The sequence below is a fragment of the Micromonospora sp. PTRAS2 genome, assembly GCF_054052245.1.
In genome coordinates this window covers 325,747-341,496 of the sequence record NZ_JBSWBU010000006.1, presented here as the reverse complement: position 1 = coordinate 341,496, position 15,750 = coordinate 325,747, and the positions used below count along the sequence as shown (strand labels likewise).

The 15,750-nt window shown below is 76.8% G+C and carries 12 protein-coding genes; 10 read left to right on the top strand and 2 right to left on the bottom strand.

Annotated features, from left to right (window positions below):
- Nucleotides 1-31: 31 nt before the first annotated feature.
- From ACVMYR_RS21275 to ACVMYR_RS21250, 6 genes are all read left to right on the top strand, one after another.
- Nucleotides 32-1,123 (top strand): hypothetical protein, encoded by a 1,092-nt coding sequence (locus ACVMYR_RS21275; RefSeq protein WP_457122530.1) that lies wholly within the window; start codon nt 32-34, stop codon nt 1,121-1,123.
- Nucleotides 1,120-2,166: a hypothetical protein gene (locus tag ACVMYR_RS21270; protein ID WP_457122529.1), complete on the top strand. Its 1,047-nt coding sequence runs from the start codon at nt 1,120-1,122 to the stop codon at nt 2,164-2,166. The genes ACVMYR_RS21275 and ACVMYR_RS21270 overlap by 4 nt, the downstream gene beginning before the upstream one ends.
- 6 nt (nt 2,167-2,172) lie before the next feature.
- On the top strand, nt 2,173-4,668 hold the full coding sequence (locus tag ACVMYR_RS21265; RefSeq protein WP_457122528.1) for a hypothetical protein: 2,496 nt from the start codon (nt 2,173-2,175) through the stop codon (nt 4,666-4,668).
- 3 nt (nt 4,669-4,671) lie between these two features.
- Nucleotides 4,672-8,049, top strand: coding sequence for an AAA family ATPase (locus ACVMYR_RS21260; protein ID WP_457122527.1), 3,378 nt, complete (start codon nt 4,672-4,674; stop codon nt 8,047-8,049).
- A 210-nt stretch (nt 8,050-8,259) separates the two neighbouring features.
- The gene (locus tag ACVMYR_RS21255; RefSeq protein ID WP_228986953.1) at nt 8,260-8,901 is read left to right on the top strand and encodes a sigma-70 family RNA polymerase sigma factor; all 642 of its coding nucleotides are present in this window, start codon (nt 8,260-8,262) and stop codon (nt 8,899-8,901) included.
- 82 nt (nt 8,902-8,983) lie between these two features.
- Nucleotides 8,984-9,934: a hypothetical protein gene (locus tag ACVMYR_RS21250; protein ID WP_457122526.1), complete on the top strand. Its 951-nt coding sequence runs from the start codon at nt 8,984-8,986 to the stop codon at nt 9,932-9,934.
- On the opposite strand, the gene ACVMYR_RS21245 is transcribed toward ACVMYR_RS21250, so the two are convergent.
- Nucleotides 9,931-11,619 carry a ricin-type beta-trefoil lectin domain protein gene (locus tag ACVMYR_RS21245; RefSeq protein WP_457122525.1) on the bottom strand — a complete coding sequence of 563 codons (1,689 nt, stop codon included), beginning with the start codon at nt 11,617-11,619 and terminating at the stop codon, nt 9,931-9,933. The genes ACVMYR_RS21250 and ACVMYR_RS21245 overlap by 4 nt on opposite strands.
- A gap of 299 nt (nt 11,620-11,918) precedes the next feature.
- Between ACVMYR_RS21245 and ACVMYR_RS21240 the strand changes: the two genes are divergently transcribed.
- A complete protein-coding gene (locus tag ACVMYR_RS21240; protein ID WP_457122524.1) occupies nt 11,919-12,629 on the top strand; it encodes a ThuA domain-containing protein in 711 nt (236 codons plus the stop codon).
- On the top strand, nt 12,599-13,708 hold the full coding sequence (locus tag ACVMYR_RS21235) for a Gfo/Idh/MocA family protein (RefSeq protein ID WP_457122523.1): 1,110 nt from the start codon (nt 12,599-12,601) through the stop codon (nt 13,706-13,708). Before ACVMYR_RS21240 ends, ACVMYR_RS21235 begins: the two co-directional genes overlap by 31 nt.
- Before the next feature lie 12 nt (nt 13,709-13,720).
- Here ACVMYR_RS21235 and ACVMYR_RS21230 read toward each other — a convergent pair whose 3' ends face one another.
- Nucleotides 13,721-14,512, bottom strand: a complete 792-nt coding sequence (locus ACVMYR_RS21230; protein WP_457122522.1) for an SDR family NAD(P)-dependent oxidoreductase — start codon at nt 14,510-14,512, stop codon at nt 13,721-13,723.
- Between the two features lie 77 nt (nt 14,513-14,589).
- On the opposite strand from ACVMYR_RS21230, the gene ACVMYR_RS21225 reads away from it, so the two are divergent.
- Nucleotides 14,590-15,021, top strand: a complete 432-nt coding sequence (locus ACVMYR_RS21225) for a winged helix-turn-helix transcriptional regulator (protein WP_457122521.1) — start codon at nt 14,590-14,592, stop codon at nt 15,019-15,021.
- A gap of 49 nt (nt 15,022-15,070) precedes the next feature.
- The gene (locus ACVMYR_RS21220) at nt 15,071-15,676 is read left to right on the top strand and encodes a YdeI/OmpD-associated family protein (RefSeq protein ID WP_457122520.1); all 606 of its coding nucleotides are present in this window, start codon (nt 15,071-15,073) and stop codon (nt 15,674-15,676) included.
- Nucleotides 15,677-15,750 lie beyond the last annotated feature (74 nt).

Here is a 15,750-nt window from a genome sequence, read left to right as displayed (position 1 = left end):
ACCGAACCGCACCGGTGCCCGTTGTGGGGGCATGACCGCGACGACCGAGCCGGCCACCGACCGGGGGACCGCCCTGCACCGCCTCCTGCAGCGCCTCGCCGGGCAGGTGCCGGACGAACTGGTCGGCGAGGCCCGGCAGTGGCTGGCGGCGGGGCAACTGACGGAGGTGGCCCAGGCGCTGGCGTTCACCTGCCTGACCGGGCACCTCCCGGTCACCGGGGCGGAGGCGGACCTGCTCGCCGGGATCCTCAGCGACGCCGGGGAGGACGTCGGTGTCCTGACCGGGCTGCATCGAGGCGCGGGGGGCCCGCCGGTGGCGTACGGGATGGCCCCGGTCGGCCCGCAGGTGCTGGCCGAACCCGGCATCCGGGTGCCGTACAGCCTGGACCTGACCGTCGGCGGAGACGGCCCGGGCGGGCCCGACGACCTCGACCGGGTCGCCGTGGACGCGGTGGCCGCCGAACCCGGGCCGGTGGGACTCTGGCGGGCCTGGCGCTACCCGGCCCTCGACGCGCGGCACCCGCCCCCGAAGCGGCTCTACCTCGTGCAGGGCGGGGAACCGGTCGCCCTCGCCGCCCGGGTCGGGTGCGCCCTGGAGGCGGCCGGTGAGCGGCATCCGCTGGTCGAGGTCTTCGCCGACCCGGGGGAGTTGCCGCAGTACCAGCGGCGCGCGTTGGCCTACTCGGCGCTGCTCTGGGCGGCCCGCCCCGCGGAGCCGCTGCGGATGGCCGCCGCGCCGGACCCCGCCGCCCCGCCCGCGACGCTCACCGACGACGAGGCGGAGCGGGTCGCCGCGTACCTGGGCGCGGGCGTGCCGCTGCTGGCCAGCCCGGAGCGGGCGGCGGACGTCTTCGACCCGGAGCACCACGCCGACGCGGTGCCGACGGGCATCCGGGGCGACGGGCGGTGGCTGTGGTCGGAGGCGGTCGCCTACTACACCGACCACTACGGTCTCGCCCCCGAGCCGGACCTGCTCGCGGCGATCCGGGCCGCCGACCACGCCGCGCCGGTGGTCGACGCCGTGGCGGTGCACCGTTCGCTGTCGTTCCTGTTCGCCGCGATGTGCGACGCCGAGCAGATCGGGGTGAACCACTCCGGCGAGCCCCACGTTGTGGGGGCATGACCGTGCCGTCGGCGTTGCACCGGCTGCTGCTGCGGGTCGCCGGGCACGCCCCCGGGCCGCTGCTCGCCGCCGCCCGCCGGTGGCTGGCCGCGGGCGAGGTGACCGAGGTGGCCCGGGCGGTGGCCTTCGCCGCCCTGGCCCGGCAGGTCCGCCTGACCGACGCCGACGCGCGGCTGCTCACCGGCGCGCTCACCGCCACCGGTTTCCCGGCCGACCTGCTCGCCGACGTGCCCCGGTGCGAGCGGGACGACCCGCCGCCCTACGCCCTGACCCCGGCGCGTCCCGCCGGCGGGCGCGCGGACCCGGCCGGCGAAGCCGGGCCGGACCCGGCCGACCGGGCCGCCGTCGCCGCCGTCGCGGGTGCCGACGGCAGCGCCGAACCCGTCGGGCTGTGGCGGGTCTGGCGGCACCCGGCCACGGCGACGCCGCACCCGCCGGCCAGGCGCGTCTACCTGGCGCAGGCCCGCGCCGGCGCGGTCGCGCTCGCCGCGCGGATCCAGGCCGCGCTGGTGGCGGCCGGCGAACACGACCCGCTGGTCGAGGTCTTCGCGGACGCCGTCGACCTGCCGTCCTACCAGCGCCACGCGCTCGACCGGGCCGTCCTGCTCTGGGCCGCCCGGCCGGCCGAGCCGGTCCGGATCGCGGCGACCTTCGACGCTCTCGACGCCGCCGGGATCCCGACGTTCGGCGCCGACCGGCCCCGGCTGTCGGCGGCCGAGGCGGACCGGGTCGCCGGGTATCTGGCCGCCGGGTTCTGCCTGGTCACCAGCCCGGTCCGGGTGCCCGACGTCATGGAGCCGGCCCGGGAGGTGCCGACGGACCTGCGCGGCGACGGCCGCTGGGTGTGGTCGGCCGCGGCGGGGCACTACCTGACCCGGTACCGCATCGCCCCTGACCCGGGGTTGCTGGCCGCGATCCGGGCGGCCGACTACACCGTGCCCGACGTGGACGCGGTGGCGGTGCACCGCGCCCGGGCGGCGCTCGTCGAGGCCATCGGTGGACCGGGCGGCCCGGAGTGCCCGGGCGAGCGGGCGGCGGGGTAGCCGGCGATGGGCGACCCGTCCGCGACCGTCCGCGCGGCTCTCGTCGGCGACGTGCTCCTCCTGCACGGCGAGGCCGAGCCGTTCGCCGCCCTCGCCGGGGTGGCCGCCCGCCTGCCGGTCGACCCGGACCGCACCCCGGTGCTCTGCTCGTCGGCGGTCTCGGAACGACCGGACCTGTTCGGTCTCCTCGTCGACCTGCTGCCCGTGCATCTCGGCGGTTCGGCGGTCGGGTTCCGGCTGGTCCCGCTCGGCCGTTACGCCGACCCCGACGCGGTACCCGACCTGGCGGCGGGGCTCGCCACGGACCTCGGGATCGACGGGTCGGTGCCGCTGGACGCCCCGGCGGTGTCCACCCGGGCGGTCCCGGCGGCGTTGCGCTGGATCGTCGTCGACGGCGGGCCGATCCGGCCGGAGAGCCCGCCTGCGGCGTGGTGCGCGCCGCTGCCGGACCAGTCCCAGCCGGTCGACGGCCCCGGTCCACCCGAGCGAGGCGACGACCCGGGGCAGGCCCGGCCGGCCGACGACTCGGATCAGGCCCGGCCGGGGACGCCCGAGGGCTGGCAGGTGACCCGGATCGGCGACGGTTACACCTGGCTACCGGTCCCATCGGCGTCCGGCCCGGAGCCCACCCGCCCCGGGCCGCCCCTGCCCGCTGCGGGGGCCGCGACCCACAGGCCACCACTCCCGCCGGCCGCCGCCGGGCCGCCGCCGGGCCGGGCGATCCCGGGCGGCTGGTCCTTCCTGGACGCGGAGACGCCTCGTCAGCCCGACCCGGCACCCCTCGACGCGTTCCTCGTCGAGGTGGAGATCGGGGCCGGCGGTTTCCGCGTCGACGGGCGTCCGGTGCCGCCCGGGGTGCTCGCCGGCCACCTGGCCGCCGTGTGGCTCGACGGGCGGCCCCTGGTGCTTCGCGGCAGTGCGCCGTACCCGGCCGTGGCCGGGATGCTGTTCGGGGCCCTCGCCGATGTGCTCGGTCGTCCGGTGGTCGCCAGCGACGCCCGGGCCGAGGCCACCGCGACGGGGCTGCTCACCACCCCGGGCGCCTTTCGCCGGTGGCACCCCCGGGACCCTGCCGGTGCCGCCCGGTTGGTGACCGACCTCGGCCCCGTCCTGCCCCCTCGCGCCAGCACCGCGCAGTCCGCCACGCCGTCCCCGGCCGACCCCACGCCGCCCGCCCGGCCTGCGCCGGAGCCCACGCCGTCCCCCCTGAGCCCGGCCGACCCCGGGCCACCCGCACCGGCCGCCGTCGCGGCGGACCCCACGCCCACGGTCGTGTCGCTGCTCGCGGCCGACCGGTCCGCGTCGGCCGTCGACGCGGCGCTCGTGCCGTCGGACGTCGCGCGACGGTGGCAGGGGCTTCGGGCCCCGGGCCTCGATCTGCTGCGGATCGACCCGACGCCGGCGGGTCCGCCCGGGCCTGCGTCGACCCCCCTGGCGGAGCCGCCCGTGGCGGGACCGCCGGCCCCGTCCGGAGCGGCAGCCGCCACCGCGCCGCCGGCCGGCAACAGCGCGCCCACCTCGGGGCAGCCGGTCGCCCCGCCGGCCGGCCCTGCCCGGGTACCGGTCCTGCTACGGCCCGATGGGCGTGCGCTCGCCGCCGAGGACCGGGTGGCGCTGCGCCGGATCCTCGCCGGGCGTTACGACTCGTACGTCCAGGTGGTGACCCGGACCCTGGCGGAGGAACCGGGGCTGCGGGTGGCGGCGGTGAGCGCCCCCGACCTGCCGGCCGGCCTGGTCGCGGTCCGCGCCTACTGCGTGGGCGAGCGGGACACGGTGAACGCGATCCTGCGCGACGCCCCCGACCCGGAGCCGGATGCCGACCCGGCGGTGCTGGCCCGCTGGGTCGCCTACGGGCTGCGCCGCCTGCCGGTGGTCTTCGGCCCGGTCTTCCGTGCCGCGACCGCACCGCCCGGGCCCGGCTACCGACCGGGCACGGTCCTGGTCGAGCCGGCCTTCCTCGACGTCGACCCGGTGCCCGCCACGGCCCCGGCGGCGGCACCCACGGTCCCGGACGCCGGGGCCGAGTTCGTGATCTGGTCCACGGGGGCCCGCCGGCTGGGCGGCCTCGCCGCGCACGCCGCCGCCCCGCGCGGTGGCCCGGCCGGCACACGGACCGCACCCCGCGCCGACGGCGCGTCCGGCCCGGCGGTCTTCCCCGCCGGCACCTGCTTCGAGGTGCTCGCCGTGGAGCCCGCCGGCCCCGGTGCCCCGCAGCGGATCTTCCTCCGGGAGTTGCCGGCCGGCCGGCAACTCCCGGGCGGCGAACAGACCCTGGACCGGCTCCGGGCAGCGGCCCCGGCCGGGATCGCCACGAACGGCCCCACGCCACCGCTGGCCGTGGCACCCGGTGTCGACGCGGCCGGGCGGCTGTTCGCCCTGCCCGTCGGGACGGACCGGGGCACCCTGCCGGTCGGGGCGGCCCGGCCGCACCGAGCCGGGGCCACCGCCGCGGGGCGGCGACCGGCCGGGGCGGACGCTACCGACCAGACGAGAGGACGGTGAGGAGTGAACAGCACCATGCTGGCGGTCTCCCAGACGGAGCCGGGCTGCCAACCGACGATCGCGGGCGCGTTGGCCGTCGCACCGGCCGGCGCCACCGTCGTCGTGCAGCCGGGCCGCTACCGCGAGCAGATCCAGCTCGGCGGCGACGTCACGCTGATCGCCGAGGAGGGGCCGGGCACGGTGACCATCGACGGCGGCGAGGGCGTCGCGCTCTTCGTCGGCGGGGGGTCGGTGACGCTGCACGGGATCGAACTGGTCGGCGGCGCGGGGCAGCTCCCGACGGTCCAGGTCCGCGGCGGGCGGCTGGAGCTCACCCGGTGCGCCGTACGGGCCGGCGGCATCGTCGCGGTGCACGTGCCCGGCGGCGAACTGGCCATGCGGGACGGTCGGGTCGGCAACCCCGGCGGCGCCGGTCTCCTCTTCGAACGCGCCGGCACGGGACAGGTCACCCGGACCGCGATCGCCGGGATCGGCACGGTGGCCGTCGCCATCACCGGCGGCGACCCGGTCCTGCGCGAGTGCACCCTCACCGACGTCCGCGGCAGCGGGGTGCTGTGCACCGCCGGCGGACGGGGGCTGCTGGAACAGTGCGTGATCAGCGCCGTCGACGGCCCGGGGCTGGTCGTCGAGGACGGCGCGGTACGCCTGGTCGGCACCCGGATCGCGGACACCGCCGGCCACCCGGTGCTGGTGACCGGGGGCAGCCCGGAGCTGACCGGCTGCGAGATCCACGCGGCGACCGGCCCGGCGGTGCTGGTCGACGGGCACGCCGACCCGATGCTGCGCGACTGTGTCGTGGCCGTCGGCAGCGGGCACGGCATCAGCGTCCAGGCGACCGCCACCGGCACCTATCGCGGGCTCCGCGTCGAGGTGACGACCGGCGCGGCCCTGGTGGCCACCGGCACGGCGGCCCCCCGGATCGAGGGTGGCACGCTGACCGCCACCGACGGGGCGGGTCTCCTCTTCGCCGGGGCGGCGACCGGCAGCGTCCACGGGGTGACGGTCGCCGGGGCCCGCTCCGGGCTCCTGGCCCGGGGCAACTCCCGGCCCGAGGTCGAGGACCTCACCGTCACCGGGCCGGCCGAGGACGGGCTGCGGGTCGCCGAGGAGGCCCGGGTCAGCGTCCGGCAGGGCGAGGTGACGGGGGCCGGCGCGGCCGGCGCGGCGGTCACCGGCGGCGAACTGGTCCTGGACGGCGTGACGCTGCGCGACTGCGCGAGCGGGCTGGTCGTGGCGGCCGGGCGGCTGCGGGCGGCCGGCGTGGATGTGCTCGGCAGCCGGGGGGCCGGGCTCACCGCGCAGCGCGGGGTGGCCGTGCACCTGCGGCGCAGCCGGGTGCGGGGCAGCGGCGGGCCGGGGGTGCGGTTCGCCGAAGACTCGCAGGGCGAGCTGACCGGGTGCGAGGTGTTCGGCAACGCCGGGGCCGGGGTGCTGGTCCAGACGCGCCAGCCGGTGCGGCTGGTCCGTACGGAACTGCGCGGCAACGAGGGAGGGCCGGTGCGTACCACGGTCGCCGACGCCGCCGTCGAGGTCGTCGGCGGCGACGGCGGCACGCCGCCGGTCGACCCGGCCGGACCCGTCGACGGGGCCGGTCCGGGTCGGGAACGGTCGCCGCAGCCGCCCGTACGCGACGACCCGCCGGCACCGGCGCCCTCCGGCGCGGCGGCGGCACCGACCCCGCCGTCGGGGCCCGCGGGGCCGCCAGCCGCCGACGACCCGGTCGCGCCGCTGCTGACCCAGCTGGACGCGCTGGTCGGCCTCGCCGGGGTGAAACGGGAGGTGGCGACCCTGGTCGGGCTGCACCGGATCAGTCAGCGCCGGGCGGCGGCCGGGCTGCCCGCGCCGCCGATGTCCCGGCACATGATCTTCGCGGGCGCGCCGGGCACCGGGAAGACGACCGTCGCCCGGCTCTACGGCCAGATCCTGGCCGCCCTCGGCGTGCTGCCCGGCGGGCAACTCGTCGAGGTGGCCCGCGCCGACCTGGTCGCCGAACACATCGGCGGCACGGCCGTGAAGACCACCGAGCGGTTCCGGGAGGCCATCGGCGGCGTGCTCTTCGTCGACGAGGCGTACACCCTGGCCCCGGTCGACGGCGGCGGCTCGGGGCACGACTTCGGCCGGGAGGCGATCGACACGCTGGTCAAGCTGATGGAGGACCACCGCGACGAGGTGGTGGTGATCGTCGCCGGGTACTCGGCGCAGATGCGCACGTTCCTGGCGGCGAACCCGGGGCTGGCCTCCCGGTTCTCCAAGACCGTCGAGTTCGAGAGCTACAGCACCCCGGAGCTGGTGCAGATCGTCGAGCGCCTGTGCAGCAGCCACCACTACGCCCTGGAGTACGACACCCGCCTCGCCCTGGAGACGTTGTTCGAGGCGATGCCGCGCACCGGTTCGTTCGGCAACGCCCGGGTGGCCCGGCAGACCTTCGAGGAGATGGTCAGCCGGCAGGCGTTCCGGCTGTCGGGCAGCGGCGCCGCGTCCGGGGTGGAGCTGGCGCAGCTGCTGCCGCAGGATCTCGGCGAGGTGGGCGCGGGCCCGGTGGACGACGAGCCGCCCGCCGCCGCCGTGGACGCCCTGCTGGCCAGGCTGCACGCCATGGTCGGCCTGGACGCGGTGAAGCAGGAGGTGGCCGAGCTGATCGACCTGCTGGCCGCCGTCCGGACCCGGGTCCGGGCCGGCCTGCCGGCCCCGTCGGTCTCCCGGCACCTCGTCTTCTCCGGGCCGCCGGGCACGGGCAAGACCACGGTGGCCCGCCTCTACGGGCAGCTGCTGACCGCGCTGGGCGTGCTGCGCGGCGGGCAGCTGGTCGAGGTGGCCCGCGCCGACCTGGTCGGCGAGTACGTCGGACACACCGCGCAGCGCACCCGGGAGGCGTTCGAGCGGGCCCGGGGCGGGGTGCTGTTCATCGACGAGGCGTACACGCTGGCCCCGCCGGACGCCCGCAACGACTTCGGCCGGGAGGCGATCGACACGCTGGTCAAGCTGATGGAGGACCACCGCGACGAGGTGGTGGTGATCGTCGCCGGGTACGAGGCGGAGATCGAGCAGTTCCTCGCCGCGAACGCCGGCCTGGCGTCCCGCTTCTCGCGGCGGATCCACTTCGCCCCGTACACGGCCGACGAGCTGGTCGCCATCTTCGAGGGCATCGCCCGGGCCGGCGGCTACGACTGCCCCGGGGACACCCTGACGGCCCTGCGCCGGCACTTCGAGCAGGTGCCCCACGGCCGGGCCTTCGGCAACGGCCGGTACGCCCGCCAGGTCCTCGACGAGGCGGTGACCCGGCAGGCGGGCCGGCTGCGCGGCCTGACCGGGCCGACGGTGGCGGACCTGCGTACGCTGCGCGCCGAGGACGTCACCCCCGCGGCGGCCGCCCATGTCTAGCCGGTGGCGGACGCCGTGACCGCCGCGCCACGGGTGCGGCGGTCCGGCCGCGCCCACGGGACCCGACTCCGCCGCCCGTCACCGGGCGACAGCAGCGAAGGGCCGTCGGCGGGCTACCCGTATGCTCTCCTGAGTCGCCGTGTGATCGATTGTCCTAATGCGCCTGCGCAGCCGGTCACGCGGACGGTGAGTGTGCTGGGGAGGCGCCGGGTGGCAGGTCTTTCTCGCGTGCCGGACGCGGAAGCGCCGGGCGGGGCCGGCATCGAGGTGGTCGCAGGCGACACCCGGGTCGACGACCGGGCTTCGTCTCCGGCTGACGTCGAGGCCACGTCGTCGGCGGCGCACCTCCCGCCCGACGCGCGGCTGCGGGCGCTGCACGACGCCCACGCCGATCCGCTGTTCCGCTTCCTGCTGCGGCTGGCTCTCGGTGAGCGGCAACTCGCCGAGGACCTGCTCCAGGAGACGATGGTCCGGGCCTGGCGCAACATCGACAACCTCGCCGTCGACCCGGAGACGCAGCGGCGCTGGCTGTTCACCGTGGCGCGCCGGGTCGCCATCGACGTGGCGCGGGCCCGGCAGGCCCGCCCGGCCGAGGTCGGCTCGCTGGACCTCAATCGGATGCCGGCGACCGGCGACGTGGCCGAGGGCGTGGTGACCACGCAGACCATCCGGGACGCGTTGCCGAAGATCAGCGTCGAGCACCGCCGGGTCGTGGAGGCCGTCTACTTCCGAGGGCTGTCCACCGCCGAGATCGCGGCCGCGTTCGGCATCGCCGAGGGCACGGTCAAGTCCCGCGCCTACTACGCCCTGCGCGCGTTGCGCGCCGTCATCGGGACGGTCGACGGTGCGTGAGGCGTCCGCCGCCACCGCGATGGCATACGATTGCGGCGGCAGAACCGCGAGGCGCTGCCTCCCCGAGCAGAGCTGACGGACCATGACCGACCTCCGAAGCGACAGCGACGCCCCCGGTCCGGTGGCCCACGCCCCACTGGAGTTGTGCGCCCCCTACCTGTGGGGTGACCTCGACCCACAGGGCGAACAGGACTTCGAACGTCACCTCGGGACGTGCTCCCTCTGCCTGGACGAGTGCGACCGGCTGGGCCCGCTGGTGACCGCGTTCTCCGGGCTCACCAGCGACGAGGCCGCCGAACTGCTCGCGGTCGGTTCCGAGCCCGCCCCGGCCGGGGAGCCGGCCCCGACCGCCGTGGCCCGCGCCGACCAGGAGCCCGCCGCCGGCACCGACCCCACCCGTGCCGCCGAGCCCGCCGCCGGCTCCGGTTCCGCCCGGGCCGCCGGCACCGACCCCACCCCGCCCGCCGGGCCGACCGTCGAGCCGGATCCCGGCGGGGGCACGGGTCGGAGCCGGCCGGGCCGCCGCCCGGCGGGCGCCACCGGTCCGGCGGGGCGGGGTCCGGCCGGACACGCCCCCGACCGGGCCCGGCGTGGCCGCCGGCTGTGGTTCGTCGCCGGTGGGCTCGCCGTGGTCGCGGCGGTGTCCCTCGGCGTCTCCCTCGGCCAGCGCTATGCCGGCAGGGCCCCCGAGGCCGGCCCGGCCACCGTCAACCCGGTCAACGCGGGCGTGACGGTGGAGGGGGTCGGCGCCACCGCGCGGCTCTCCGTCACCGTCTCGGCCCGCGCCGACCGGCCCGGCCCGGTCGCCGACGTGCGGGCCACCGTGGTCGGCCTGACCGCCGGGGTCGAATACCGCCTCTACGCGGTCGCCGCCGACACCCGGACGCACCAGGTGGCGCGGTGGACGGCGACGGCCGGGACGCAGGAGGTCACCGGCGAGATCGCCGTCCCCGTCGACACCCTGGCGTTCTTCGCCGTCGCCGACGCCGACGGCACGGCCGTGGTGTCGGCGCGCCTCGGCGCCCCCCGCTAGCCGCGCACCTTCGTCCACTTCTGGTTGGCCCCGCCGCTGCACGTGGCCAGCTGCAGGCCGGTGCCGTTGGCGGTGGACCAGTCCCGCACCTCGACGCACCTGCCGACGACCGAGTTGACCAGGTCGCCGGAGGGGTTGACCCAGAACTTCTGGGCCCAGCCGCCGTTGCAGGTCGCGAGCTGGACCCGGGTGCCGTCGGCCGTGGCGGCGTCCGCCAGGTCGATGCAGAGCTTGCCCATGCGGACGGTCCCGTCGCCGCCGAACGTCCACTTCTGCCGGGTCGAGCTGCCGCAGCCCCAGAGCACGAGCTGCTGGCCGTCGGCGGCCGTGGGCGCGTGCACGCACTTCCCGCCGTACCCCTTGATCTGGTAGCTGGTCGCCGCGGGCGCCGCGGTGGTCGCCCGGGGGGTCGTCGGGGTGGGGCGGGGGGCCGCGGGCGTGGTCCTGGTCGTCGCGGCGGCCGGGCGGGACGCGCCGCCGCCCGCGTCGGGCCTGCGGGTGGGCAGTGCCAGCGCCGGTCCGGTGGGGACGGCGGGCGCGACGGTGGGGCGCGGCGACGGACGGCCACCCAGGCGCGGGTCCTGGGCGTAGAAGGCGGCGTAGGCGAGCACCCGGCCGGCGTGCTGCTCCACCGTGGACAGGTTCGGTGCGCCGCCGGCCTGCACCCCCGGGCCCCACTGGAAGGTGGCCAGCGCGATCGGGTACGGGTCGGCGGCGAGCCCGGCGAGGTCGGTGGTGAGGGCGCACATCGTCCGGGCGAGGGTGGGGATCGCCGCCGCCGGCTCCCACGGCGACTGCCCGGCGGTGGCGTACCGGCTCCAGAGCGTGGGGAGGAACTGGGCGATGCCCTGGGCCCCGTTCGCGCCGAGCAGGTGCGGGTTGAACCCCGACGCCGCCATCAGCTGGCCGGCGATCTTCGCCGCCGTCACCGCCGGGCAGACCTTGCCGGCGGCGAGGATCAGCTCCAGGTGCTCCTGGGGGATGGCGCGCGGCGCGCTGCCGGCGGCCGGCGCCGGCTGGGCGGCGGTCGGCGGGCCGCCGGCGGCGTCGCGGTCGAAGTCGGGCTGCCGGGAATACCACGCCGTGTATCCGGCGACGGTGCGCACGTACGGGGCCGCCGCGTCGGGGATGCGCCGGTCGGCCTGCACGACGGAGAACCCCGAGTGGTGGGCGGCGAGCGCCAGCTCCCACGCGTCGCCGTCGATGTCGCCGTGCCGGAGCTGCCCGACGAGGTCGCACATGTGGTGGGCGAGCGCGACGATGTTCGCCGCGACGTCCAGCCGGGGCGCGTCGGGCCAGGGACGCCAGCGCTGCCAGAGCTCGTCGCTCAGGCCGGCGACCCCGGAGCCGCCGTTGTCGGTGCGCGCGTCGGGGTCGAAGCCCGACGCGGCCATGAGCTGGCCGGCCAGGCGCGGGGCGGTGAGCGTCGGGCAGGAGAGCGCGGCCTGGGCGATCATCTGCGCCTGGTCGGCGGGGACCGGCCTGCCCTCGCGCACCGTCTCGGCGGTGGCCGTGCCGAAGCCGGCGCTCGCCGCGAAGCCGGCCAGCACGGCGAGGGCCAGCACGAGGACGCCGGCGGCGATCCGGGTGACCAGCGGCGGGCCGGGGAGCCGGGGCATCCGTCGCCGCAACGCACCGACGAGCCGTCCCAGGCGCTGGCGGTAGGGCTTGGAGGTCAGTGGCACCGTGGCGCTCCTCGGCAGGCTGCGGATTCGACCCCTCAACGGGCTGAACCGGTCGACGGTTCAGTCAGATCAGGAAGGAGTTTGCCCGCAGGGCCGGTACGCGGCAACCGCGCTGGTGGACCGGGGTGACCGGCCTCGGGCGCGCCCCGGACGGCCGAGGTCATCCCGACCGCGCCCCGAACCCGGCCGGTGCCGCATCCACCGTCGAGTGAGTACGGTTGCGCGACGGGCACAGGCATCGGGGCGTCCCGCCGGGCCGGCGTCGGCGGGCGGGGCGGCGACCCGGGGAGGGAGCGAGGATGACGCGGCGCAGAGCGCTGGTGGTTCGGGGCGGATGGGAGGGGCACGAGCCGGTCCGGGCGACGGAGTTGTTCCTTCCGTTCCTTGAGCGCAGCGGCTACGCGGTGCGGATCGAGGAGTCGACGGACGTCTACGCCGACGCCGACGAGATGGCCGGCACCGACCTCGTGGTGCAGTGCGTGACGATGTCGCAGATCACCCCGGAGCAGGTGGCGGGCCTGTGCGCGGCGGTCGTCGCCGGGACGGGGTTCACCGGCTGGCACGGCGGCATCGTGGACTCGTTCCGGATGTCGTCCGACTATCTGCACCTGGTGGGCGGCCAGTTCGCGACCCATCCGGGCAAGGAGCCGTGCGAGCGCCGCGGTGGGGCGGAGGACAACTTCCTCCCGCACACGGTACGCGTCACCGACCTGGGGCGGCAGCATCCGATCACCGCGGGGATTCCGGACATCGAGCTGGTCACCGAGCAGTACTGGGTGCTGCACGACGACCTCATCGAGGTGCTGGCCACCACCACCCACCCGGCGCAGCCGTGGCAGCCGTGGCACCGGCCGGTCACCTCGCCGGCGATCTGGACCCGGCAGTGGGGCGCCGGGCGCGTCGTCGTGACGACCCCGGGGCACAGCCTCGACGTGCTGGAGCACCCGAGCATCCGTACCGTCATCGAGAGGGGGATGGTGTGGGCGACCCGCACCGCGTCGGCGTCGTAGGGCTCGGCGTCATCTCCCGCGCCTACCTGGACACGCTCGCGAACCACCCGGCGGTGGACATCGTGGCGGTGGCCGACCTGGACGCCTCCCGGTCCGCCGCGACCGCCGCCGGGCTTCCCGGAGCCGAGGCGGTGAGCGTCGAGCGCCTGCTCGACCGCCCCGACGTGCAGACGGTGCTCAACCTCACGATCCCCGCGGCGCACGCCGAGATCTCCCTCGGCGCGATCGACGCGGGCAAGCACGTGTACGTCGAGAAGCCGCTCGCCGCCACGCTGCCGGACGGCCGGGCGACCGTGGAGCGGGCCGCGGCGGCCGGCGTCCGCGTCGGGTGCGCGCCGGACACCGTCCTGGGCACGGGCACGCAGACGGCGCGCGCCGCCATCGACGGCGGGCTCATCGGCCGTCCCCTGTCCGCGTCGGCCGTCATGGTCACCCCGGGGCACGAGCGCTGGCATCCCCACCCCGACTTCTACTACGCCCCGGGCGGGGGGCCGCTGCTGGACATGGGGCCCTACTACATCTCGGCGCTCGTCCACCTGCTCGGGCCGGTCCGCGCGGTGCACGGAGCCGCCAGCCGGCTGCGTCCCGAGCGCGTCATCGGCTCGGGCCCGCGCCTCGGCCAGCGGGTTCCGGTGCTGGTGGACACCCACGTCACCGGCGTGCTCGAACACGCCGACGGCGCCCTGTCCACCCTCACCACGAGCTTTGACGGCGTCGCGACGACGGCCGCGCCGATCGAGGTGCACGGGGAGACCGGCACGCTCGCCGTGCCCGACCCGAACTACTTCGACGGCGAGATCCGGCTGTTCGCGCTCGGCGGCACCGAATGGCAGGTCGTGCCACCGGGGGCCGGCTACGTCGACGGTTCCCGGGGCGTCGGCCTGATCGACGCCGTCACCGCCGGGGGTCGGCGTCCGCCGCGGGCCGGCGGCGACGTGGCGCTGCACGTGCTCGACACGATGACCGCCCTGCTGCGGTCGGCGGCCGAGGGCCGGCGGATCGAGCTGACCACGGTCGTGGAGCGGCCCCCGCTCGTGCCGCTCACCCCGGCCGAACAGTGGCGGGCATACCAGGCGTGACGCTGCGCGCTGTCAGTCGAGCAGCTTCTCCGTGAGCTGCATCAGACGTGCGGCGTGCCGCGGGTCGAGCGTGGGAAAGTCGGGCGGAAGCCGCTTGTGGCGGTCGACGGCCGTCAGCGGCTCGGCCGGTGGCGCGTCGAGAAACCGGTGGATCGGGGCGACCGCGTCCGCGACGGGGCGGGCCGCCACCGACGCCGCCAGCAGTCCGCGGACGACCAGCGGCAGCGGGCCACGGTCGCCGCTGCGGGTGAAGCCGGGATGGTAGAGCACGTAACGGGCGCGGCTGCCGGACTGCTCGGCGAAGCCCACGCCGAGCAGATCGTTGGCTCGACCGGCCTGCAGCTGGGCGGTGAGGGCCGAGTAACCCGAGGTCAGCTGCGGGTCGGCCCAGCGCACCCCGCCCCGGGTGACGCCGACGCCTGCGACGTTCACGATCACCGGGGCGGCGGCCCGGTCCAAGGCGGGACGCAGGCCGAAGCTGAGCAGATAGCGACTGAGATAGTAGAGCGCGAACGTCTGCTCCAGCCCTTCGTCGGTGACGATCCGACGCGGCGCCACCGCGTTGGCGAACAGCGTCAAGGCATCCACGACGGGGTGCTCGGTGAGGATGTGCTCGACGACCTGCCGGGTCTCGGCCACGCTGGAGAGGTCCACGGGGAGGAACGCGACGGAGCCACCCGCCAGCGCCTCGCCGCGTTCGCGGTTGCGGCCGAGCACCAGCACCTGGTCACCGCGATCGGCCCGCCCGGCGGCGAACGCCCGTCCCATTCCGTTGGTGCCGCCACTGACCACCACGAATCCCATGCCGCCTCCACTACGGTTCGTCACCGACCGTGTCCATCCTGGGCAGCTGACCGGCGCGAGCGAAAGAAGGCACTTTCATGGCCACAGGGAACACGGGTGTGCGTGGCGGGCTGGGCGGCCACCGGTTGCCGCAGCCCGTTCCGGCCGGCGAGTACGAGAGTTGCCCGGTCACCGACGTGCTGCGGCGGGTGAGCGACAAGTGGACGCTGCTGCTGCTCACGCTGCTCGACCAGCGGCCGCACCGGTTCAACGAGTTGCATCGGGCGGTGGACGGCATCAGCCAGCGGATGCTCACCCGGAGCCTGCGCACGTTGGAGAGCGACGGTCTGGTCGCGCGCGAGGTGTTTCCCACGTCGCCGCCGAGCGTCGAGTACCGGCTGACGCCCCTCGGCGTCAGCCTGCTGGAGCCGCTCTCCGCGCTGGCCGGTTGGGCCGTCGGCCACCATCCCGAGATCGCCGCGGCACGTCGGCGGTCCGCCCGGGGCGGGGCTGACCCGGCGCCACGGTGACCTGCGGGGTGCGGCCACCGCTCCAGCCGCAGCGGGCTAACCTGCCGTCATGGCGACTGCCGAACTGGACGAGTTGATCGTCGCGGACTCCGACGCGCTGCGCGCGTGGCTGTCGGCCCACCACGCCACGTCGCCCGGCGTCTGGCTCGCACTGACCCGCAAGGGCGGCACCGTCACCACGCTGACCTGGCAGCAGGCGGTCGACGAGGCCCTGTGCTTCGGCTGGATCGACGGGCAGGCCCGCAAGCGGGACCAGGAGACCTCCTGGATCCGGTTCACCCCGCGCCGGCCCCGCAGCGTCTGGTCGCAGCGCAACGTCGCCCACGTGGCCCGGCTGGAGGCGGACGGGCGGATGCTGCCCCCGGGCCGCGCGGCGGTGGAGGCCGCCAAGGCCGACGGGCGGTGGACGGCCGCCTACGCCCCGTCATCGGAGGCCGAGGTGCCGGCCGACCTCCTCGCCGCCATCGCCGCCGACCCCGCCGCCCAGGCCATGTTCGACGTGCTCACCAAGGCCAACCGGTTCGCTCTCGTCTACCGCCTCAACGCCGTCAAGCGCGCGGAGACCCGCGAGCGGAAGATCGCCGAGTTCGTCGCCATGCTGGCCCGCCACGAGACGCTCCACCCGCAGAAGGCCAGGCCGCTGAGCCCGCCGTGACCGGTCGCTCGTGGCGTCGCCGCGCCCGGCCCGACAACCCCGGTGCGGTGGGTGACCGGAGTCGTGTTGACTCG

Coding starts and splice junctions, on each gene's coding strand:
- ACVMYR_RS21250 (WP_457122526.1), top strand. CDS start 8,984: ATGACCGACCTCCGAAGCGACAGCGACGCCCCCGGTCCGGTGGCCCAC.
- ACVMYR_RS21275 (WP_457122530.1), top strand. CDS start 32: ATGACCGCGACGACCGAGCCGGCCACCGACCGGGGGACCGCCCTGCAC.
- ACVMYR_RS21240 (WP_457122524.1), top strand. CDS start 11,919: ATGACGCGGCGCAGAGCGCTGGTGGTTCGGGGCGGATGGGAGGGGCAC.
- ACVMYR_RS21270 (WP_457122529.1), top strand. CDS start 1,120: ATGACCGTGCCGTCGGCGTTGCACCGGCTGCTGCTGCGGGTCGCCGGG.
- ACVMYR_RS21225 (WP_457122521.1), top strand. CDS start 14,590: ATGGCCACAGGGAACACGGGTGTGCGTGGCGGGCTGGGCGGCCACCGG.
- ACVMYR_RS21230 (WP_457122522.1), bottom strand. CDS start 14,512: ATGGGATTCGTGGTGGTCAGTGGCGGCACCAACGGAATGGGACGGGCG.
- ACVMYR_RS21265 (WP_457122528.1), top strand. CDS start 2,173: ATGGGCGACCCGTCCGCGACCGTCCGCGCGGCTCTCGTCGGCGACGTG.
- ACVMYR_RS21220 (WP_457122520.1), top strand. CDS start 15,071: ATGGCGACTGCCGAACTGGACGAGTTGATCGTCGCGGACTCCGACGCG.